The following is a 21,095-nucleotide window of genomic DNA, read 5'->3' as shown; positions in this document are numbered from 1 at the left end:
AACTGTCTACGCTTAAAGGCTAATGTTACCATTAGCCCTCCAAGACTCGCTACGAGTGAATGGCTAGTTCTTTCTCGACGGGAATCCCACCCGCTATATGATACGACCTAGGCTCGGCCGCACAAGCACCCGTTAGCTTAACAAAATTACTTGTTTATTTTTATCCCAACCAATGTTGCGATAAGAAGTGTACAATTAGTTCAACAAAAAGGACACTAAACCCTTTGCTCTATTAACGACCCTGTAGGTACAATAAAAAATATTCTTCTTATGAAGCTACTTTATGGTGTTTTCTAATTTCTTTAAGTAGGTTAAGAATTTTTAAACCATCAGATTGAAAACCGCCTAAATGTCTTAAGAATGAAGGATAAGTATAAGGAATTGCTGTTGTTAAGAATACCATTAAACTAATGATTGCAACTCTGTTAATTATAATGCCTAACACGCCAGAAATTAAATGGGAGATAAAATATAGTGTTACAAAACCAAACAAAGAGGCTATTGGTCCACCTGCAGCGGAAATGAGTCTTTGTTTATTTGTAATGGGCGGTAATTCTTCTGGATTCGAAAGACGGCAGAAACCTGAAAAAGATATGGTTAAATAAAATGTAATTCTTCCAATAGTTAACTTTAGTTTATTCTCTTTACTTGATGAACCCATATATATATCTGCTCTTGCTTTCTTATTTTGTAAAATCCATGCAATTGCATGGCCCATTTCATGTATTAACAGAGACACTGTAATAATAATTAGTATTGCAGCTGCTTCAAAAAGAATCCACAAAAGGATAACCCCCACTCTTAATAGTAATTGTTACTTTTATTTCTTTTTTAAATATAATCAATTAAACAAAACTACCTTTTCTTTTCTACGTTAGTAACATATAAAAGATTCAATTAGGATTAAATTTTCCATTAGGAATTATCAAAAGCTCATTTTCTCTTCTTAAACTAACCTGCCCCGTTAGTAAAAAAACACTTCTTATGTCTATAATTCTATTAAGTTGGCAATAATCCCTTTAAGAGTACTATTTTAGGGGGAATGAAATTGTTACTGTCAAAAGCATGGGCTTCGTTTGAAGCGGATAAACGAATAGAGGGCTTTTCGCCACAAACATTGAGGGCCTACCAGTTACAGTCTTTGCTACTAATTGATTATTTTAAGGATGTAGACATGGAATTGCTGGATACAAATCGACTAAAGGAGTACCTTGCTATATCCGGCAAGCATTTAAAATCAGCCAGTCTTGCACATCGTATCCGGTTTATGAAATCCTTTTTTCGTTGGGCTCATGAAGAAGGCTACCTGAGTAAGAATCCAACTTCCAAAATTAAAGAACCCAAAGTAGGCAAGCGGATCCCCAAGTATTTAACCGAACGGGAGATCGAACACCTTCGTGAATCCTGTCATTCCCCAATGGAAAAAGCGATTTTTGAATTCATGTTTTCCACCGGTTGTCGAATTGGAGAAATAGTGGCGTTGGAAAAGAACCATATTAATTGGTCCAATCAATCTGCTATCGTTAGAGGAAAAGGCGATAAGGAAAGGGAAGTTTATTTTAATACACGTTGCGATATATGGCTTAAACGCTATATGGAAACCCGTACCGATCATAATACAGCTATCTTTTTAACAGCAAGACAGCCACATCAAATGAGTGTCGCCCAAATGCGATACATCATCAAGCGGATCTCCAATCGTGCGGAAATTAATAAAGAGATTCATCCACACCAACTTAGACACAGCTATGCAACTCATTTGATGAATAATGGAGCTCCTATTGAAGTTATACAAAGTCTTATGTGGCATGAGAAGAGTGAAACCACCAAGATCTATGCTCAGTTAAGTGGAAGGTTAAGGAAAGAATATTATCAGAAGTACTTTTAAATATAAAAAGAGCAACGTCTATATAGATGTTGCTACTCGATTGAATATTACCTTATCTTGGGTTATTTCTTCTTATTTGGTCGATTTTCAGTCGTTTTTGCGTTAATCCTTCTTATAACAACCCCACCGTAGTTTAATAACCTCACTATTCTATATAAATAAAAACCCTTGTGTATGGAAAAAGAGGATGTTCGTAAAGTGTTTTAACACATCTACAAACGCCCTCTTTTTTGTCTCTTTTGTCTACTTTTTGAAAGCTACAAGAGTGAACTTTTACATTATTAAGATGTTCCTGAAAAGCTAGAGAGCTTCGCCCATAGAACAAAGAAAAAGAAATAGAAAAAAGATGAGCTTCAACATGCCCTTTCTGTCCGAGGTTACAAAACCAATCTGGCTGCACTGTATAGACGTACTACATTAGGATATTTGTAAACATACCAGCGATGTGAGTAGTACAAACTGGACATGTGTTAAGACAAATGCGGATGTTTTGGGTCACATCTTTCCGGGCGAACCTAGAACCTCCAAATAGTGCCGATTGTACATAATGCCTAGGATGTTACCAAAGGGATCAACCACGGAGGCAGTAATGAATCCCGGACCGCGCTCTGTAGGTGCCTCATACTCTTTCGCTCCCATAGACAGCAGCCTCTGGAAAGTTGTTATCACATCGTCAACGTGCCAATACACGACAGCACCGCCCGGGTGGCCGCTTGCCAAACCATCGGGCGCGTAGCGGCTATCGATCAGGCCCAGCTCATGCTGGTAATCGCCGAGACGAAACTCGGCATATCCAGGGCGTTCAAAATATGGGTCGATGCCCAACAGCTCAGAATACCACTTCTTTGCCGCGGCTAGATCAGCCGCCCAAAAACTGACGGTAGTGAGTCCTCGTAATGTCTGTTTGTCGCTCATAATCTGTTTCCTCCTCAAGGTAATTTCCGATTTGCTATTCCCATGGCTATTTCTACATTCGGGCTTCTATTTCCTGCAAAGGTTAATCTGCAGTATTTTTAACGATAGTTGAACAAGATTTATACGTTTCAAAAGTCATCTTCGGTCTTTTCTTCTGAAATTAAAATATAAATTCTTTTAAATTTGGGGAATATTCTTCAAGTTCTACATCTTAGTGATACCAAATTTAAATTCATTCCCCATTTTTGCGTTATTTACTTTAAAAAATTATTTATCTCCCGAACCATCTTCACCGATTGAACCGGACTTGTGATCATGTCCTAAGAGGGCACTACTCTCATTTTTAATACAGTTTGTATCCTTATTTATCTCAATTACATAAATTATTGAAAATGGCAAAAAGGAGTTGTACATTTGGAAATCCCTGTTTCTGGATTCATGTATCATTCAGACGATTCGGATCCACAGCATTCCCACCAACTTTTTATCACTTCATGGGATGGCAGACCCGTTCCTGCCCATGTCCACGAATATAGAGGCGTAACTTCTTTTGATGCGGGACATAATCACAGATACGCTGGGATTACTGAACCAGCACCAAGCGGAGTCCCACACACTCATCGATACTTTACCTTTACATCTGTGGACGATCAACATCAACATGAAATTCGTGGAGTTACTGGTCCAGCTATTCCCCTTCCTAACGGCGGTCATTATCATGAGTTTAGTGGGGTTACTACTATTAACGGAATGAATCCTCATAGGCACAATTATAGCGGGAATACTAGTTTATAAGCTTTGTTTCTTGACTCATAATTTTAATATTTCGGGTTTATTCCAAGTAGGGCATAAACTCGTAATATATAATACAACTAAAAAATACTTTGTTTCCTATCATTTTCTTTTAATAGATACATCATTTTAAAGCCGAATTTATTAAAATTTGGCTTTTTTATATTTACTTTTTGGCTAACCTGCCCAGTTAGTTCAATAGAAAAAATTGGCTACCATTACAGCTCTATGGTCTTCAAGTAAAGTACAAGTTACTTTTCACTTTGTTCTTCAACTATTCATTCCAAATCTGTTTCTTCTTCAAACACAAATTCCTTAACCAGCCCATTTAAAATTTTTTACTTCAATGAACTATTTCCAATTTGATTTTTCATTAAAAAATTGCAAAGAACTAATCATTTAGAATAAGACCATCTATACTGAGCACATTAAACTCTAGGAGGTGACGATACCATGACAAAGAAAAGTAAACCAAACTTTAAGAAAAAAGAACCTAATTCAAAAAACAATCGTGAAGAATTTGCAGAAGATTTAGATTTAAATCAATCTAAACGAAATAACGCACAACAAAATAACCAACAGAATCGATAATACAACTCAACCAATAATCATTAAAAAAGGCAAATATAAAACTATTATTTATACTTACCGCTTTGAAACACTTACTACCAAAAAACCAAGTGAAACAAATGGTGACGTTAATTCTGGAACATAAGTTATTCTAAAAGCACCAACAACATGTAAAAACTGTGCAGCAATGCGTGAGTTCTAACCAAGTTTTGTTAGCTCAACTCTTCCTGCTAATGCCGATGCGCGTCACGGAGACAAAGATGGCTGAGCTTGTCAGAAATAGTATAGAAGAAACTCCATTATTTAAAACACGCTCAGACGAATCGAATTTATGGGTAATTTCCCAATTCGATTTATCTGAGCGTTTTTGCTGCTATTAATTAATGCGAAATCATTTCGCCATATGTTTCACAAGTAGCAATTACGTCGCATTTTGTTCATACTGCGAAGCAATTCTAATTACCCTTTACAATTAGATTTCTTCTTGAATTAATGGTATAAGAGTAATGAATTAGTACAAATGTTCTTTTTAAAGGTATAATAGCCTTATCATAAATTAAAGGAGTTTTGCTTTATGGGCCAAAGAGTCCCCTATTATGAAATTGCACCTGATGGTATGAAAATTATGATGGATATGGAGAAGTACACGAAAACGACAGCAATCGAACGAAAACTTCGTGAGCTTATTAAAATTCGTGCTTCTCAAATTAACGGATGTGCATTTTGTTTGAATATGCATACATCAGATGCTCGAAAAATGGGTGAAACCGAACAGCGACTTTACTGTGTTAGTGCATGGAAAGAGTGTGAATTCTACACAGAAGCAGAAAAAGTAGCTTTAGAGTTGACAGAGCACGTGACATTAATCCCGACAAAACGTGTTCCGGATGAGCTTTATCAACGAGTACGCGAACATTATGACGAGAAACAATATGTTGACCTTGTTCTAATCATCAATCAAATCAACAATTGGAATAGAATTTCTATTGCAATGGGAAATATAGCGACTGAAAAATAATTACTATCAACGAGCATCTTATGGTGCTCTTTTTTTCCTACACAATATGCGTCTAGTACGTCTTATTTTAATATACTTATTTGATACCCATTGTCCATCCTGACGATTTCTACTATATCCCCTTTTTGTAATGAGATATTAATCATTCTCTTCGGAATAAATAATCGCTCCGTCGCATCCTCTTTTTTAGTAAAAATTCCGAACAAATCATCATTTTGATAAAAAATGTATTTTTTCATATTTTTTTACTCTCCATCATCAAAAATTAAGGTAAATTGTTTCACTTGAAAAACACCATAAATAAAATAATATACCTATTTCACTAGGAATAATAATCTAATATCTATATGTTGTCTATATTATTGTTAAATACTATTTACTTAAAGATAAATAAAAAAACGACCAACTCGAATTAGGAGAAGGTCGCTTGATTAGAATAGAATAGAAAAATGAGTGGATTGTATCGCAATATTTTTACCTACCTAGTTAATCAGCTCTCTAAAAACCGTTCGATAAAACACACTAATAAAATGCCCCACTACTAGAATGTGATGTTGTTAAAGCTAAATTCACTCTTAATCCACATCATACATGATTAGTACATAAATGATGCTCCTACAATAATAAGTAAGATAAACAACACTACAATCAACACGAAGTTCGAACTTCGATTACTACCGTATCCACCGCCATCATATCCAGACATCTCATATCTCCTCCTTTCCTATAGCTATCTATAGTTTATGAAAAGATTAAGTTGTGAATAAGGTAATTTACCTCATATCGAAGTGGTTAATTAGTCTGCTTTTATGATGCACCTTTCATCATCTTTAGTCTAAAATAAAATTCTGAAGTTCAAGGATTTAATCTACATTTTGCAAAATTAGACCATCGCTCATTTTAATTATTTGATCAGCATAAGAAAGCATTTCTTCATCATGTGTAACCATTAAAGTAGTAATATTAAGTGTTTTAGTTAATTCTCTGATTAACAACATAACATCTTTAGATCTTTTTGAATCTAAACTTGCCGTTGGTTCATCTGCGAAGAGAACTTTAGGTTTATGAATTATTGCACGAGCGATTGCAACTCGCTGTTTCTCCCCACCTGACAATAAATTAGGATAGGAATTTTTTCGATGGTCCATCCCAACTAGTTTTAGTATTCTATTAACCTCTTCTTTTTGTTCATGTTTCTTTAATCTCGATTCAGAAACATCTAGCATAAGCATTAGTTGTTCTTCTACCGTAAGAAAAGGAACAAGATGTGCAAATTGAAAGACAAAACCAAATTTACTTGCTCTTACTTTTCGAACTTGCTCTGAACTCATGGTAGTCATATTTTTTCCTTCGAATATTACTTGCCCATCTGATGTAGGTTGAAGTCCCGCAGATATTGTAAGAAGTGTACTTTTACCAGAGCCTGATGCACCCACTAACGCTGTTATCTCGCCTTCTCTAAGAGAAAGATTAATTCCTTTTAATATTTCTTCCTTTACTTCACCATTAGTAAACGATTTTCTAACTTCATCAATTGTAAATAGTGTCATCTTAAACCTCTCCTTGCTGTATCGCTTGTAATGGTTCGATTTTTTTTATTTGAATTCCTGAAAGTGTAGCTCCAATAAATCCAATAATCAGGAATACTATAGACAATTGCCCAGTTGTTTTAAAAGATAAACTGAAAGGCATTCCCTCAGGTGCAATCATATTAAAAACTTGACTGAGTGTAATAGATATAACTAGTGAAATTACTGTAATAACAACCATCTGCGTCCATATCATTTTGAATAATCTACTTGTTTTTAAACCTATTGCTTTTAAAATACCGTATAAACCAATTTTTTGAACGTTCATCATGTAGAAAAAGATAGCAAACAACATTCCACTAATTACTACTAAAAACCAAACAATCATATTTAGAGACATCTGTTCTGCGCTATAACTTGGAATGGTATTGAGAAAATCTTTCTTTGAAAATGATTGTAACCCTGTGAATTCTTGTGAAGAATCCCCTTCTGGTGTGAAAACTAATTGCATTTGTTCAACTCGGTAAATTTCTTTGTAATCCTCCATACTGATATAAGCAACAGGAGCATGACTATATTTTTTTTGATCAACAAAGCCCTTTACAACAAACTTCCCACTAAATTGATTATTAGTTAATGTATCTCCTACCTTTATACCTTTATCCTTCAATGAGCTATCTAATATTATTTCCTCGTGCTTAACATTTTCAAATAATTTTGAATCGGTGGATGTCACAAAGGCAATACTCTGTTGCTTATCCGCCTCATCATTTAAAAAGCCCATTTGAATTGAAAACGCTACAGCATCCTTTTGTATTTTTAATATTTCATTTTGGATACCGCTATCTATTCTTGACAGATTATAAGTTTCATCTGCATCTTCATTCATATAAAATTGCCCTTCAGGTAAATCTTTAATAAGGGCAGCATTGTCTTGTGATAATCCATTTGCCAAACCAGAAATAATAAAAGTTAGTAAACTAACAAGAAACACAATTGAACCTAAAATCAAAAATCTTACTTTATTTTTCTTAATTTCTTTCCAAGCAAGGTTCATAATTAACTCCTCCATTCTTAACTACGACCTTAGAATATATTGTCTATATTAACTGAAGATGAACAAATCATTACATTTGGAGCTACGCTGAGATAATTTCTACATTTAGATTTGCAAAAAGATAGTTTTAAAACGATTCGTTGAGAAAGAAACACAAAATCCCTTCCACTTTACCCCCGTAATCTAGCTTCTTTGACAGGAGAAATATCAATTTAATTGTGTGCACAACAAACATTTCCGCAAACTTGTTATAGTAGTAATCCAAAAGAAAAAAAAAGAAAATAATGGATTTTGTCCGTTTTGTAATAATAAAGCTAAAATCGTAAAGCTAATTACTTTAAAGTCACAACTTAAACCATCAAAAATAGAAACAATAAATGCTAAAAAACTTTGATACTAATAATAAGAAGTACCCTTTATCCATCATAAAGGTAGCAGTCCATCAGAAAGATGATTTAGAAAATGCGCCTATTTGTTATTTTTTTGATTGGACTAAAGAAAAGATAAATGATTATGTGGAACAAGGACTTCTTCCTAATCCATTAGAACTTATTCGTGAAAACGTAAAAGAAAACAGATGTGGCTATGAGGCGAATAATCCCCAAGGGAGCTGTTGTTTAGGAAACGTCACAAAATATATCAAAGAAATAAATTAATTCTTTCTTAAACTCCCATGACTTAGTGGGGCAGAATATAGTGCAAACACAGTTTGTATACAACTACTGTAAAACAAAAAAAATACCACAACCATAAAGGCTGTGGCATTTCAAAATATAGATTTGCAAGAAGATGTATTAGAAATTATTGATTATGAAATTAACAATTAATTTTGATTAAATAAGATGAATTACTTCCTCAACGTAACAGCAGGCTCCGTATGAATTAACTTGTAGCTAGCTATTATGCTAATTACAATAACAACAACACCTGTGGAAAGTATGGATTGCAAGATTTGTAGTGGGGTGACCATAATTGCTAAATTGAAAATCATTCCCACTAAATAAGTACAGCCAATGAGGACAGCTTGAAAAATAGCTGCCATTGCAGATAAAAGCAAATTTTCTCTGACAATCATTTTCTGGATTGTACCTTTATTATATCCCAAAGCGGACAGTAGCCCTATTTCCTTTAGGTTAATGCTTTCATATTCTTTCCGCAATAGTAAACCTCGCCACCGAAATCTTGTTCCATACCACCGATAATTTTCAATAGAGTTGTTTTAGCACTACCCGAAGCACCAACTATAAAATTCAATCTTTTCCCATTGTAAAGGAGATATTATTCAAAGCGAATTCGCCGTTATACTGTTTGGATACATTTTTAATTTCAAACATTTATTTACTCCTATCCACTATTTTAGTTTTTCTTCACTTAAAAATAAAAGAATTAATGTGCGCATGAAAATACTTATTGTATAAGACGAGCTAAATTTGCAATAAGCGATTGCAGAGGGACTTAGAATAGATGGTTATTCAGTAGATAGCTGGGACTCAACGGGGAAGCTACTTACGAGCTTTTATATGAAGTGAATACCAGATCGCTTGTCGTTCAGATGATATCATAGAAAAACTTCTAACGAATGATTGCACTATGACAATCACATAGCACAGATTTCGTTAGAAGATTTATTTCATTTGACGTTTACACAGAATCTTACTAGTAACATGTTTGTAACAGCATAATTCAAATGGTCAACTAAAATCTAGCCTGAAGTCTCATGCAAAAGTAATTAGCTTATTTTTTTGACGCTTGTTCTTTTTCATGTGCTGCAATTTCTTCCTCTGTTGCTTTTGTTGCTGGCGTTAGTTCTGCTGCTGGTGTTCCTTCTATTGTTGGAGTTGAGTCTACTAAAGGTGTTCCTTCCACTTCAAGTGCTTCTTTTTCAAGTACCGCTCTTTCTTCAGCTGTTACTTCTACTGCTGGCGTTGAGCTCATTGCAGGTACCGATTCCTCATTTGTATTCTGTGTAGAAGCTAAAGCTGAACCAGCCATTACTGAAACTCCTAGTGTTACTGCACCAATTAATAAAACTTTTTTCATTTCAAATTCCTCCTAATTATTATTCGCTATGCGATATAGTATGGGATGCCGTTTCCCACATACTTAATTTAACTAATGAATGTGACCATAATATGACGACTTGAAAAATATAGTCAGATAGGAGTCTACTGCCATATCCCCTATTTATATAGGAAAAAATGAATCGTTGTCATATTATAGACATATTCAAGTTATAGACTAACGAATAAGCTTTTATTATGGTAAGTTAATTACAAAGTATCGTAGAAAGGATGTTTGTAGTGAAGCGCATCTTACTTATTGAGGACGAATTGCCAATTGCTCAGTTATTAAAAGTATATTTGGAAAGAAATGATTTTTCGGTTTTGCACAATTTAGGAGAAGGTAATGTAATTCAAACTTTTTTTAATTATAACCCTTCATTGGTACTTTTGGATTTGATGTTGCCTCAAAATGATGGGCTGGATATTCTAAAGCAAATCCGTCAATATGGTAGTTGTCCTGTCATTATCCTAACAGCTAGAGGTAGTGTGCCCGAACGACTAGCAGGACTTGGACAAGGGGCTGATGATTATATCACAAAGCCATTCGATCCTGAGGAGGTTGTGGCTAGAGTTCAAGCCGTATTACGCCGTCCTTCACATTTAGAAGATAATGAAATTATTAGATTAGGTCACCTTGTAATAAATCTTACTACTCGTACAGCCTTTATTTATGATGAGCTAATTCCTTTGTCACCACGTGATTGGGGACTGCTCGCCTTCCTAGGAAAACACCCCAATCAATGCTTTAATCGCGATCAACTATTAGATTATGTATGGGGTATGAATTATGAGGGTGCAGATAGAGCTGTAGATGCGTCGATCAAAAGAATTCGTCAACACTTGCGTGATTGGTCACCAGACGAAGGCGAAATTAAAACATTACGTGGAATGGGGTATGTGCTACGTGTTAACTAGCTTACAGTCTGATAAAAGTATCCCTTTACTGCGTTTTTGGACTCGTAGATATACGGGAGTGTTAATAGCCATTCTTATCTTTTTAGGGACTGTCGCTGGTGTATGGCTAAAAGTAAACGAAAATAAACAAAATTTTCAAATACTACAGGCAAGAGCTGAACAACTTAGTGATTCATATTTACGTGCTATAGATATAATACAATCACAACCAAATTTTCAACAAGATCCATTACCTTTCACACCTGCTGTACCTTCTACACCCGCTATAGCAACGGAAGTAGCACGTCCGGTTGCTCAAGATTATATGCAAGTTTTTAATGAAGAGGGTCACAATCTTGTTAACTTTTCTAGTCTAGATATATCATTACCCGAGAATCTTGTTGAAACACCTTCTACTATTGAAAGTGTGCTAGGCGGGAATTCTACTAAAGAAAAAATAAAACTCAAGGGTGTTACATGGCTACGTGTAGGTATCCCTCTAAGTAAAGAGGGCGAAGTGATAGGAGCTTTATATTTAAGTACCCCTTCACCAGAAATATTTTTAGATAATATCGAAACTTATAGCTTTCTCGTACTAATTATTTTGGGAATCGCATTTGGAGGTTGGCTTGTAATATATCACCTTTCAAGAAAATTAACTCGTCCCTTACATCAATTAACGGAAGCTGCAATACAAGTCTCGGAAGGGGATTACTCTCCGAACCTACCATCAGCAACGAAAGTAAAAGAAGCTGAACTACAACAACTATTTTCTTCTTTTAAGATGATGACGAAGCGTTTGCAACAACTTGAACAAATGAGAACAGATTTACTTGCAGGAGTTTCTCACGAATTAAGGACCCCTGTTACTTCGATTCGTGGTATGATTCAAGCCGTCCAAGAAGGCGTTGTCACAGGGGAAACAGCAGATCAATTTTTAGTAACAACATTAGAAGAAGCTAAAAGAATGCAAAAAATGGTAGAAGATTTATTAGATTTTGCGTCATTAGAATCTAGCACAATTAATGGAGAGTTTGTCTTATTATCTCTCTCGGATGTAATAGAAGAAGTAATCCAACAGGTTCATTCCATAGAAGGTTTTAAAGATATAGACATTGATATCTCTCCTTTAATCAAACCACTGAAAATAGTAGCTGACAGAGGTCAGATGAAGCAAATTCTACTTAACCTCTTAATGAATAGTGCAGGAGCAGAGGCTACTAAAATCATTATAAGCCTCAATATGGAAGAAAAAAAGTTATACCTTGATATATTAGATAATGGTAAAGGTATTGCAGAACAAGAAATTCCTTATATTTTTGAACGATATTATCGAGGAGATAGCAAAAGAAAGAAGAAGCAAGGATTAGGGCTTGGGTTACCTTTAAGTCGATTACTTGCTGAAGCTAATAATTGTGAATTGTTCTTAATATCAACCTCACCGCATGAAACTATATTTCGACTCATGTTGCCTATTGAATAAACTATTAAATGTGTATTAATTGCCTAAGAGAATGTATTAAGAAGTAATAAGAGTTTTATAGGTTCTACAATCCTAAAAATCACCTTTTCAAAAAATGAAAAGGTGATTTTTATTTTATTCATTAATTTATATTAATATATTTTATTATTTGTTTAATAATCCACTATAAACCAATTAATATGTCCTCTGACAAGATTTTTGTGCCTTCTGCCCCTTTTAAATATTTTAAATTGCCTGTTGAAAGCCAATCAACTTCTTTAAGTAAAGCCCATGTTAGTTGAATATTTTCACGGGAATTGAATAACACATATAAATCCTTGTAAGGTGAATACTACTTTTGAGGTGAAATTAATGATATTGAAATTTTTTCTTGCTTTAAATATCTTAACGGCATTTCAACCATTTATTAGTCAAGTAAGTCCTATTACATCATCCAAACCCGAAATTAAAAGTATATATACAGACTATCCAAAAGACGGAATTTGGGTACAGATCCCAAAAGGAACAGAGAAAATAACATTTCATGTTGAAGCAGAAAATACAGAAACCATCTTATTCTGGTTGATTCCAACAGGTACTCAAACATGGACAGAAAGAAAACTTATTGGATATGACATTCAAGAAAATCAAATTGATAATAACTTTTCTTTAACTTGGAACATAGATAAGCCATACCTACATGACCATTTATATATTCAAGCAATAGGTAAAGAAATAGTGACAAATGACACAATCAATTTATATATGGAATAATAATTGAATACTTAGTGAATTAACCTACCTCTTCAGTTGAATAAGCATGACGAACTTTATGTTCCAGAAAGGACCCGTTTATTACTATGATTTTAGTGCTTCGAATCTAATATTAATTTTATTTCTCTTATTTGTTCTATGTGTCGCAGTTCATGCAAGTAAATCTGTTCAATCCATTGATCAAGAGGTAATTCACCTAAAGCAGGATGCATCACTGATTTTTCCGCCAATATGGATTTATCTTTTATTGTACTAAGAAAATTCATGATTTTTTTTCTAGAATCGTTTAACAAATCAATGACTTGCTGAATTTCAAATGGCTCTACATCTGGTTCAACGATTTTTGGAGCTTTCATCTTTTTTGTTCTCTCCAATATAAGTTGAACTTTTTTACGCTCTTTTTGAGTACTATCAACTTGATTTAACCCCCATGCAATAGCCTTTAAAGATGCTTCTTCCACTAAAACTAAGTGATGACATACTTGAGCTATACTCCACATATTCATGTCAATCTTACTATTAAATTGAGCATCACTTAATACAGTAATCTCCTTTAATAGGTTATTTCTCGTTTCATTCAGTTTGTCATTTACAAATTTATTCATGAGTTTTCTCCCTTTATTAGAAAATGCGTACTTTGTTCCTAACTTTATCTAACATCTAAATCACTAGTACTTTCCTAAAAAACTTCGAATTCCGAACACACTCTTTGAATCTTTTGATCGGTTAATTTAAAGAAGGTATTTTGAGATACCTCAAGCATTAATGCATCTTCTTTCTTAAAATTACCGTATATCCCGCGTAATATCCTTCCTGTAAGCCCGTGAGAAACTACGATAACTTTAGGAATATTTACTATGTCTAAAAGCCAACTAGATATCCTGTTCGCGACAGCCTCATAACTTTCTCCATCAGGAGAGTTAAAATACCATTTATATATATATATCTGTGTTCTCCATATTATTTGGCCAAGAAGCTTCAATTTCATTTATTGTTAATCCAGCCCATGATCCTACAGCAACTTCACTTAAACGAGTGTCTATTTTCACCTTACTAAAATCATAATCTATTGTTTCACAAATGATTTTGGTGCTTTCTAAAGCTCTCCCAAGTGGACTAGAGATAACTTGCCACTCCTGTGGATTATCTATAAAACTCTTCAACATTCTAGCATTCAATTTGACCTGATTTATTCCATCCTCAGTTAATGGCGAATCAAGTTCTCCTTGATAACATCCTTATGTATTAAAAACGGTCTCTCCATGCCTAAATAAGTATATAATTTGATTCATAATTGTCCCCCCTTTCCATTATATAAAAAAGGAAAGGAAAAATGCTTTTTTATCATGAGGAACACCCAGTATAACTTCAGAAGAGCCTGCCACATTAGTTTCAGAAGGAATCGCATTAATAGGCCTTAAAAAAAGTTCAATCTTCTATTCTAATTTATCATTTAAGTTCGATTTTATTTCCTCTAATATTTTATACTGCTTGTCTTGTTTCTCCAAAATCTTATCTGTTAACTTTTCTAACGTATTTGTAATAGACCATAAAAAAATCCATAAAATAATAATAACTCCTAAGAATTTCATAATAATCACCACCATTTACTCTTTACTTCAAACTCATTAGCTAATCCAATGTGTTTGTTGAATAAGGAATTTTAGATCTAGCTTTAAAAATAAGATTGATAGTTTGTAATAAAGCTTGATTAAAATCCTCTCAAACTTAGTTAACTTTCAAGTCAATTTTTTCTTCATATTCCCCTGTTTTAGTCCACCATTCAATTTCTATATAAGAATGATTTAACTCAATAACTACTTCATCTTTAGTTGGAGGATGGTTAGTTGAGCCCATCCCAAAAGATATCGCGGTTTGTTTTTCTTGGGGATAAAGTTCCTCGCTCTGGCCGCCTAGGCGGCCAGTAATTACCTTATAAGTGACATAGATAAGTTCTTCATCTCCTGTATATTCAATTCCTCCTCTATCATAGAGTTCGGAATTGGTCACTTCGTATACCACATGTGCTTTCCAATCTTCCCCCTTCCCCAGTAGCTTTAATGGTTTCTTGTCTAGAACAACCTGCTAACAAAACGAAAAATACTAAAAAGAATAAATTTACTCTATACATAATTCTCTTTTTCTACTGTGTATATCCTCATAATACTCCCCCCTAATTTAAATTGGATTATTTTTCATTAATTGTAACATTAAAACCATTCTAGTATTCCTTTCTTATTAAACTAACCTACCACTTTACAAACTAGAAAAAGGCTTCACTCCGTATTGAAGTAAAGCCACCGTTCAATCATTATTTTTTTTTCAGCCAATTTTAACTTTATTTATATGTTGAGACGTTGCTTCTGTTTTCGTCAACCTCCAAAATATAATGAAAGTTAAGATTCCCATTAGTACAAATACAGCTGTCAGGAAAAATGAAGGTACCCTTCCATACAAAAAGATGAATACACCGGCCATGAGTGACCCTCCCATCGACAAAAGCCCGTATACTGCCATATATGAACTTCTTGCATGATCCGGAACCATGTTCGCTAACAGAGCTTGCTTGACAGGTATATTCATCAATTCTCCTAAAGTAGCAATAAACATTGCCAGAATAAGCACGATTGGAACACTATTAAAACTGATGACAGCATAGCCGCAGAAAAATAGAACTATTCCTCCAAGTAAAACCGAACGGTCCTTTAATCGTTTCAACAAAAATGAAACAACTACTGTTAAGCACACTACTAAAATGGTGTTTTCAGCTTTCAGAATACCGACTAAATTAAATCCATCGACATCCACATCTAGAAAGGGCAGTAAAGGAATTGGTTTTGGTAAATCTTCCGTTAACCTTAAGCCAATAAAGCTGGTTAGCTGTTCTTCAACAGCAATAATTAATAGATTTGCCAATGCTAAAGCTCCAAAGCGATAATCCTTTATAACTACCATGTAAACCTTACTAACCTCAAATAAAGACCCTTTTGATCTTTTTTTCTCTGGTTCCACTTTAGATTGAGCCACCTCATAATGATCTTCAATAAAGAAAATCGTTATTATTAATGTCAGCAATGCAATCATACTCATTCCTAAGAAGAGATAAAAATAATAATCCTCGAATAAAAATGCGCCAATTAAACCACCAATGGCACCCGCCAAGTTATTAAGCCAATAAGAAAATGTATAGACTGCTCTTCGATTCTCAGGATTGCTTTCATCGATAATAAGGGCTGAATAGGCGGGACTTGCCATGCCTGAACACACAAATATTAAAAGAAACAAAATGAACGTAATATATGGTTCATTCAGCCAGCTTGAATTCATAATTGGATATATGGAAGGATACTCATTGACCCAATTGTGCCGAAAAATTGAAGCACAAGTCTTACTTGAATTGTTTTACTGAATGACAGGAAATTCATTCTTACACCCCTTTTTTGATTGATTAATCAATCGTTTTTATTTTAAAATATTTGACCAGCAGCTTATTTAGCGAGCCGGTCCAAATAAATTCAAAGCAAAAGGAACAAATTGCTCCCAAATTTCATGATCAAAATTATCTGTTCTCATCAATCTCAACCCAAGCAATAAACTCATATAACTGTATGCCGCATACATCGAGTCAGTTTGAATTAATTGACCTTTCACCTGGCCGTTTTCAATAAGTTTTGAAAGCTTGAGGCAGAAAGCATCATGGAAGCGATTTAACTCCTCAAACTGCTCTGAAAAGCGGGAATCGTGTCCTATGACTTGAACCACCAAACTTAAATAAGTGCTTAACTTCGCAAACAATTTGATATGAGTCTTTACAATCCGTTCAAGTTCAGCAAGCGGATCTTCCGCTTCAGGGTCAAAATTCATCATCACATCTGTTATTTGCCCTAAAGGCTCAATCACAGCACAGTGGAACAATTCTTCTTTTGTAGAAAAGTAAGTGAAGACACTACCGAAGCTGATACCGGAAGCCTTAGCCACCTTTGCAATCGTTGTATCATTGTAACCATGCTCCGAGAAAAGCTCTATTGCCTCATCCAAGATTCTTTGTCGTTTTGCCTTCATCTTCTGCTGTTGGGAATCGGAAGCTGCCATTAAGATAACCCCTTTATATATATGATTGATTAATCAATCATTATTTTATAATTAAATGATTATTTTGTAAACTAAAATATTATTATTCAACATTTTTTGCTCAACTTTAGTTAATCAATAAAAAAAGAGCTTCAGTAGCACCTCAATGATCTCCTACTAAAGCTTCGTGAGTTGAAGAGAAATATTTTTAACCTTTATTAACAAACGCATAAATTTCTTTGACTGAACTACTGGACAGTGAATAAATCGTGTGTGTGTCTTTTGTGTTCATTATTGTTCCAGAAACTTCAGTTATCCAGAGAAAATAAGATTCATCATCGATGCTGAATTGATACTGCGGATTTGTCATATTGACAATGCCTGGCTCTTTTTTTGAATGGCTTACTGCTTTTGTAAAAATGTCTTTTTCTTCTGTTTCTATTAGTTCTAAGGACTTCACTTTAGTGGTGATGACCGTTTCAGAACTGCTTTCAGATGAAAATTCACTTATTTTATTCTTATGTTCTTGCGAGCATCCAACTAATATGAAGCCAACTACGACGAATAAAAAAAATAACTTTTTCATTATTATCACCTTTCTAGTTAGACGTTAATTTTTGAATAAAGTAACAAATCCCTGTTTCACTAAAATGACCCAATAGTAAAGATGGAATATTAGTCTGCTCTATTTACATAGATTAATTTTAGTAATACTAATAAAATATTGAACGACTTAACTTTTAAACAGCTTGAATATTTTTTTAGAAATATCGATTTACATTGGGGAGTGAAACATGGGGGCTATTAATGGAAAAGATTATATTAACCGATTAAATCAGCTAAATAATGAAATTTGGTACGACGGTGAAAAAATTGAGGGGTTGCTCTCTGAACACCCTGCCTTCAAGGGACTTATTCAGTCCAAAGCGGCTCTTTATGATTTGCAATTTGACCCAAAAATAAAAGATGAGATGACTTTTATTTCCCCAGTATCAGGAGAACTTATTGGTCTTTCCTATTTGCAACCAAAAACGAAAGAAGACTTAATAAGAAGAAGAAAGATGAATGAACATTGGGCTAGGTATTCAGGAGGTATCATGGGAAGAAGCCCAGATTATTTGAACACTGTTTTAATGAGCTTTGCCTCTTCAGCATCCTTTTTAAATAATAAGGACAAATGTTTTCCAAATAATCTACAAGCATTTTATGAAATGGCCAGGGAAAGTGACCTGTCGTTTACACATACCTTTATTTCCCCACAAGTGAATCGTTCCTATATCTACTATGAAGAGACCGGTGAGCCAATCGCCGCAAAAGTTATTGATAAAAATGAAGAAGGAATCATCATTAAAGGTGCCCGTCTTCTTGCTACGCAAGGTGGTTTAACAGATGAAGTATTAGTATTTAGCGTTGGTAAATTTCTATTTAATGAAGATGAAGCTTTTGCTTTTTCTATCCCTTCTAACACGAAAGGATTAAAATTTATTTGTAGGGATACATTCATCGGAGGCCAATCTTCTTTTAATCATCCATTAAGCTCGCGGTTCGAAGAAATGGATTCTATCGTTGTCTTTGACAATGTATTAGTACCTTGGAATAGGGTATTTTATTACAACAATGCGGAAGTAGCCGAAGTTTTCCCAATTCAAAGCTCTTTCCATCCCTTTACTAAGCACCAAGTATTGACTAGACAAATTGTAAAAACAGAATTCGTCTTAGGTATTGCTGAGCTTCTTATCGAAACGATTAATATTAGCGAGTATCAACATATTCAAGAAAAGATGTCAGAAATCATCATTGGTCTAGAAACGATGAAAGCCTTATTAGAAAAATCGGAAAATAACGCAAAATTAGATGAATGGGGATATATGCGGCCAGAAATTTTCCCGCTTCAAGTTGCTGGTAACATTTTCCCTAAAATCTATCCTCGTTTCACTGAAATCATCCAGCTAATCGGAGCTAGTGGAATGATTACATTACCAACCGAAAAAGCATTTCATTCTACTATTAGAAATGACTTAGATTACTATCTTCAAGGAGCAACTAAGACCGCAGAGGAACGTGTAAAAATATTTCGTTTGGCTTGGGACCTAACAATGAGTTCATTTGGAACAAGACAAACCCAATATGAGCGATACTTTTTTGGCGACCCGATTCGATTATCAAGTGAATTATATAAGAAATATCCAAAAAAAGAATATGTAAAGGTAATTAGTAATTTCTTAAATCTAAAAAAAGAAGAGTAACAGAATCTTCCTCTCCTTTGTATTGGAATTTAAATCCATCAAATCTATCATTGTATATCCTTGCCTGGGTATTCACTATAAAACACCTTTAGATAACCCTTTCTGAACTTACCTGCCCCGTTAGCTCAATAGGAAAAAAGAGTTGCCTATGCAACCCATGTTCTTACCTATAGCCATCCATGAAGCGCAAAATCAGCGCTTCTCTACATAGAATGAAAATGGATACCCCTGTCATACTGTTTCTACGGCTAGCGAAGAAGATCGATACACTATGGTTCCAAAGAGACCATCCGTTAGTCTGACTCCAACAATTTCGGTGCATCACAGAATTCCTCCCCTATATGGGTAGCACTTATGGTAGATTAATCCTTTTTGATTCGTTACACCGGTCTTGCCCTTTATTTGAGGAAGAATGGAGATGTTTTTTGAGTCATCTATTAACTCTATATAATCATTCTGAAGGCTCAGCTTTTTTTAAAAAAGCTTTTTCTGAGTCTCTTTTGTTATGCAATTTTACTGTTTTACGGGAGTTTATAATTTTCATGGGAGTATAAAAGAATTATCCTATACTCTACTTCTTAACTTCAATAAGTTCCACTTCCCTATTAATTCAAAATTATTGAATAATATAATTTAACCTTCCATAATTTTACTTATTTCGGATTCAAAAATTTTTACCAGGGAACAAAAAAAATTATTGACAAAAAGTACCCCTTTCGAATAAAGTGATATAAAATACTTTTATTTTTCCTTAAGGAAACTTTTTTGAAGGAGTTGAAAAATGATGAGTGAACGAAATGTATCAAGGAGAGACATCTTAAAAATGGGATCTGCTGGTGTTATTGGATTAGCAGGGAGTTATTTTTTAAATTCAATTACTGGACTTACACCTGCTGCAAGTGCGGCTACAATCGGCAAGAAAAATAATCATCATCACATGAATCACACTAATAACAGTGGCGATTTTTCAAAAAGCGAAGGCTACTTAATGGCTGAAAAATTACTTACTACATTTGATTATGGAAAAGTGAGTACTCTACCCAATGGGCAAACGTTAAGGGAATATGATGTCATAGCAATTGATAAAGAAATAGAAATTGCAAAGGGAATAAAATTTCCAGGATGGACATATAACGGAACAATTCCTGGCCCTACTTTTCGCTGTACGGAGGGTGATCTTTTAAGGTTTCACTTTATTAATGGTGGAAGTCATCCTCACTCCATCCATTTTCATGGAATTCACCCACCAGAAATGGATGGTCTTGATCCCATTTATCCCGGAGAAAAATTTACCTATGAATTTGAAGCAAAACCATACGGTTTACAAATTTACCACTGCCATGTCCTCCCATTAGCAAGGCATATTCATAAAGGTTTATACGGAAATTTTATTATTGATCCCAAAAAACCAAGAGAACCAGCATTAGAATTAAACATGGTTATGAATGGATTTGATTTGGATTTAGACGGGGAAAATGAATTTTATACTGTAAACGGATTTGCAAATGCATTTATGAATCATCCAATTAAAATTAAAAAAGATCAGCTTGTCCGAATCTACCTAAGCAATTTAACGGAGTTCGATTTACTAAATTCTTTCCACTTACACGCAAATTATTTTACGTATTATCCAACAGGCCGAAATGATAACCCTTCGCAATTTACTGATACAATTATGCAATGTCAGGGTGAACGCGGAATAATAGAAGTTACTTTTCCATATAAAGGTAAATACATGTTTCATGCTCATGTAAGTGAATTCGCGGAATTAGGTTGGATGGGATTTTTCGAGGTAGAGTAAAGGAGGTTCATAAAA

The 21,095-nt window shown here is 34.3% G+C and carries 26 protein-coding genes and 1 pseudogene; 10 read left to right on the top strand and 17 right to left on the bottom strand.

Annotation, left to right across the window (positions count from 1 at the left end; all coding sequences use genetic code 11):
• Positions 1-268 precede the first annotated feature (268 nt).
• Positions 269-784 (bottom strand): site-2 protease family protein, encoded by a 516-nt coding sequence (locus FG384_RS17895; protein WP_240793475.1) that lies wholly within the window; start codon positions 782-784, stop codon positions 269-271.
• Between the two features lie 264 nt (positions 785-1,048).
• Here FG384_RS17895 and FG384_RS17890 point away from each other — a divergent pair, with 264 nt between their 5' ends.
• Entirely contained in the window at positions 1,049-1,888 is an 840-nt protein-coding gene (locus tag FG384_RS17890; RefSeq protein ID WP_142644045.1) for a tyrosine-type recombinase/integrase, read from the top strand.
• Between the two features lie 495 nt (positions 1,889-2,383).
• On the opposite strand, the gene FG384_RS17885 is transcribed toward FG384_RS17890, so the two are convergent.
• The gene (locus FG384_RS17885; RefSeq protein WP_142644044.1) at positions 2,384-2,803 is read right to left on the bottom strand and encodes a VOC family protein; all 420 of its coding nucleotides are present in this window, start codon (positions 2,801-2,803) and stop codon (positions 2,384-2,386) included.
• Between the two features lie 414 nt (positions 2,804-3,217).
• Here FG384_RS17885 and FG384_RS17880 point away from each other — a divergent pair, with 414 nt between their 5' ends.
• The 3 genes from FG384_RS17880 (at position 3,218) to FG384_RS17875 (ending at position 5,183) form a co-directional block, all read left to right on the top strand.
• Positions 3,218-3,598 (top strand): YmaF family protein, encoded by a 381-nt coding sequence (locus FG384_RS17880; RefSeq protein ID WP_142644043.1) that lies wholly within the window; start codon positions 3,218-3,220, stop codon positions 3,596-3,598.
• Positions 3,599-4,048: 450 nt separating this feature from the next.
• Positions 4,049-4,186 (top strand): hypothetical protein, encoded by a 138-nt coding sequence (locus tag FG384_RS19915; protein WP_166462482.1) that lies wholly within the window; start codon positions 4,049-4,051, stop codon positions 4,184-4,186.
• A gap of 553 nt (positions 4,187-4,739) precedes the next feature.
• The gene (locus tag FG384_RS17875; protein ID WP_142644042.1) at positions 4,740-5,183 is read left to right on the top strand and encodes a carboxymuconolactone decarboxylase family protein; all 444 of its coding nucleotides are present in this window, start codon (positions 4,740-4,742) and stop codon (positions 5,181-5,183) included.
• A gap of 62 nt (positions 5,184-5,245) precedes the next feature.
• On the opposite strand, the gene FG384_RS19910 is transcribed toward FG384_RS17875, so the two are convergent.
• The 4 genes from FG384_RS19910 to FG384_RS17860 all read right to left on the bottom strand — a co-directional run bounded on the left by FG384_RS19910 (position 5,246) and on the right by FG384_RS17860 (position 7,769).
• On the bottom strand, positions 5,246-5,422 hold the full coding sequence (locus FG384_RS19910) for an SH3 domain-containing protein (protein ID WP_166462481.1): 177 nt from the start codon (positions 5,420-5,422) through the stop codon (positions 5,246-5,248).
• A 356-nt stretch (positions 5,423-5,778) separates the two neighbouring features.
• Positions 5,779-5,889, bottom strand: a complete 111-nt coding sequence (locus tag FG384_RS17870; RefSeq protein ID WP_142644041.1) for a YjcZ family sporulation protein — start codon at positions 5,887-5,889, stop codon at positions 5,779-5,781.
• Positions 5,890-6,046: 157 nt separating this feature from the next.
• Positions 6,047-6,733 (bottom strand): ABC transporter ATP-binding protein, encoded by a 687-nt coding sequence (locus FG384_RS17865; protein WP_142644040.1) that lies wholly within the window; start codon positions 6,731-6,733, stop codon positions 6,047-6,049.
• A 1-nt stretch (position 6,734) separates the two neighbouring features.
• On the bottom strand, positions 6,735-7,769 hold the full coding sequence (locus tag FG384_RS17860) for an ABC transporter permease (RefSeq protein ID WP_142644039.1): 1,035 nt from the start codon (positions 7,767-7,769) through the stop codon (positions 6,735-6,737).
• A 250-nt stretch (positions 7,770-8,019) separates the two neighbouring features.
• On the opposite strand from FG384_RS17860, the pseudogene FG384_RS17855 reads away from it, so the two are divergent.
• Positions 8,020-8,425 (top strand): annotated as a pseudogene (locus FG384_RS17855) (putative iron-sulfur cluster-binding metallochaperone).
• A gap of 191 nt (positions 8,426-8,616) precedes the next feature.
• Here FG384_RS17855 and FG384_RS17850 read toward each other — a convergent pair.
• The 3 genes from FG384_RS17850 to FG384_RS17840 all read right to left on the bottom strand — a co-directional run bounded on the left by FG384_RS17850 (position 8,617) and on the right by FG384_RS17840 (position 9,809).
• The gene (locus tag FG384_RS17850; protein WP_240793474.1) at positions 8,617-8,874 is read right to left on the bottom strand and encodes an FtsX-like permease family protein; all 258 of its coding nucleotides are present in this window, start codon (positions 8,872-8,874) and stop codon (positions 8,617-8,619) included.
• Positions 8,875-8,897: 23 nt separating this feature from the next.
• Positions 8,898-9,023, bottom strand: a complete 126-nt coding sequence (locus FG384_RS20245; RefSeq protein ID WP_240793473.1) for an ATP-binding cassette domain-containing protein — start codon at positions 9,021-9,023, stop codon at positions 8,898-8,900.
• Between the two features lie 480 nt (positions 9,024-9,503).
• Complete coding sequence (locus FG384_RS17840) at positions 9,504-9,809, bottom strand: hypothetical protein (protein ID WP_142644038.1); 306 nt, start codon at positions 9,807-9,809, stop codon at positions 9,504-9,506.
• Positions 9,810-10,069: 260 nt separating this feature from the next.
• Between FG384_RS17840 and FG384_RS17835 the strand changes: the two genes are divergently transcribed.
• The 3 genes from FG384_RS17835 (at position 10,070) to FG384_RS17825 (ending at position 12,962) form a co-directional block, all read left to right on the top strand.
• On the top strand, positions 10,070-10,747 hold the full coding sequence (locus FG384_RS17835; protein ID WP_142644037.1) for a response regulator transcription factor: 678 nt from the start codon (positions 10,070-10,072) through the stop codon (positions 10,745-10,747).
• The gene (locus FG384_RS17830; RefSeq protein ID WP_240793472.1) at positions 10,737-12,209 is read left to right on the top strand and encodes a HAMP domain-containing sensor histidine kinase; all 1,473 of its coding nucleotides are present in this window, start codon (positions 10,737-10,739) and stop codon (positions 12,207-12,209) included. The genes FG384_RS17835 and FG384_RS17830 overlap by 11 nt, the downstream gene beginning before the upstream one ends.
• Positions 12,210-12,560: 351 nt before the next feature.
• Complete coding sequence (locus tag FG384_RS17825) at positions 12,561-12,962, top strand: hypothetical protein (protein ID WP_240793471.1); 402 nt, start codon at positions 12,561-12,563, stop codon at positions 12,960-12,962.
• A gap of 92 nt (positions 12,963-13,054) precedes the next feature.
• Here FG384_RS17825 and FG384_RS17820 read toward each other — a convergent pair whose 3' ends face one another.
• The 8 genes from FG384_RS17820 to FG384_RS17795 form a co-directional block, all read right to left on the bottom strand.
• Positions 13,055-13,567, bottom strand: coding sequence for a DinB family protein (locus tag FG384_RS17820; protein ID WP_142644036.1), 513 nt, complete (start codon positions 13,565-13,567; stop codon positions 13,055-13,057).
• A 74-nt stretch (positions 13,568-13,641) separates the two neighbouring features.
• Entirely contained in the window at positions 13,642-13,950 is a 309-nt protein-coding gene (locus tag FG384_RS20355; protein WP_276612773.1) for a histidine phosphatase family protein, read from the bottom strand.
• Positions 13,895-14,140 carry a histidine phosphatase family protein gene (locus FG384_RS20350; RefSeq protein ID WP_276612772.1) on the bottom strand — a complete coding sequence of 82 codons (246 nt, stop codon included), beginning with the start codon at positions 14,138-14,140 and terminating at the stop codon, positions 13,895-13,897. Before FG384_RS20350 ends, FG384_RS20355 begins: the two co-directional genes overlap by 56 nt.
• Before the next feature lie 258 nt (positions 14,141-14,398).
• Positions 14,399-14,554, bottom strand: a complete 156-nt coding sequence (locus FG384_RS19905) for a hypothetical protein (protein ID WP_166462478.1) — start codon at positions 14,552-14,554, stop codon at positions 14,399-14,401.
• 136 nt (positions 14,555-14,690) lie between these two features.
• A complete protein-coding gene (locus FG384_RS17810; protein ID WP_142644035.1) occupies positions 14,691-14,984 on the bottom strand; it encodes a hypothetical protein in 294 nt (97 codons plus the stop codon).
• A 300-nt stretch (positions 14,985-15,284) separates the two neighbouring features.
• Positions 15,285-16,217, bottom strand: a complete 933-nt coding sequence (locus tag FG384_RS17805) for an MFS transporter (protein WP_240793470.1) — start codon at positions 16,215-16,217, stop codon at positions 15,285-15,287.
• 237 nt (positions 16,218-16,454) lie between these two features.
• Complete coding sequence (locus FG384_RS17800; protein ID WP_142644034.1) at positions 16,455-17,054, bottom strand: TetR/AcrR family transcriptional regulator; 600 nt, start codon at positions 17,052-17,054, stop codon at positions 16,455-16,457.
• A 187-nt stretch (positions 17,055-17,241) separates the two neighbouring features.
• The gene (locus FG384_RS17795; RefSeq protein ID WP_142644033.1) at positions 17,242-17,619 is read right to left on the bottom strand and encodes a YhfM domain-containing protein; all 378 of its coding nucleotides are present in this window, start codon (positions 17,617-17,619) and stop codon (positions 17,242-17,244) included.
• A 208-nt stretch (positions 17,620-17,827) separates the two neighbouring features.
• Between FG384_RS17795 and hpaB the strand changes: the two genes are divergently transcribed.
• Complete coding sequence (hpaB, locus tag FG384_RS17790; RefSeq protein WP_142644032.1) at positions 17,828-19,279, top strand: 4-hydroxyphenylacetate 3-monooxygenase, oxygenase component; 1,452 nt, start codon at positions 17,828-17,830, stop codon at positions 19,277-19,279.
• Between the two features lie 784 nt (positions 19,280-20,063).
• A complete protein-coding gene (locus FG384_RS17785) occupies positions 20,064-21,080 on the top strand; it encodes a multicopper oxidase domain-containing protein (protein WP_142644049.1) in 1,017 nt (338 codons plus the stop codon).
• Positions 21,081-21,095 lie beyond the last annotated feature (15 nt).

It is taken from the genome of Psychrobacillus vulpis, from assembly GCF_006861825.1.
GTDB classification, from domain to species: Bacteria; Bacillota; Bacilli; order Bacillales_A; family Planococcaceae; genus Psychrobacillus; species Psychrobacillus vulpis.
This window is presented reverse-complemented; position numbering and strand designations above follow the sequence as displayed.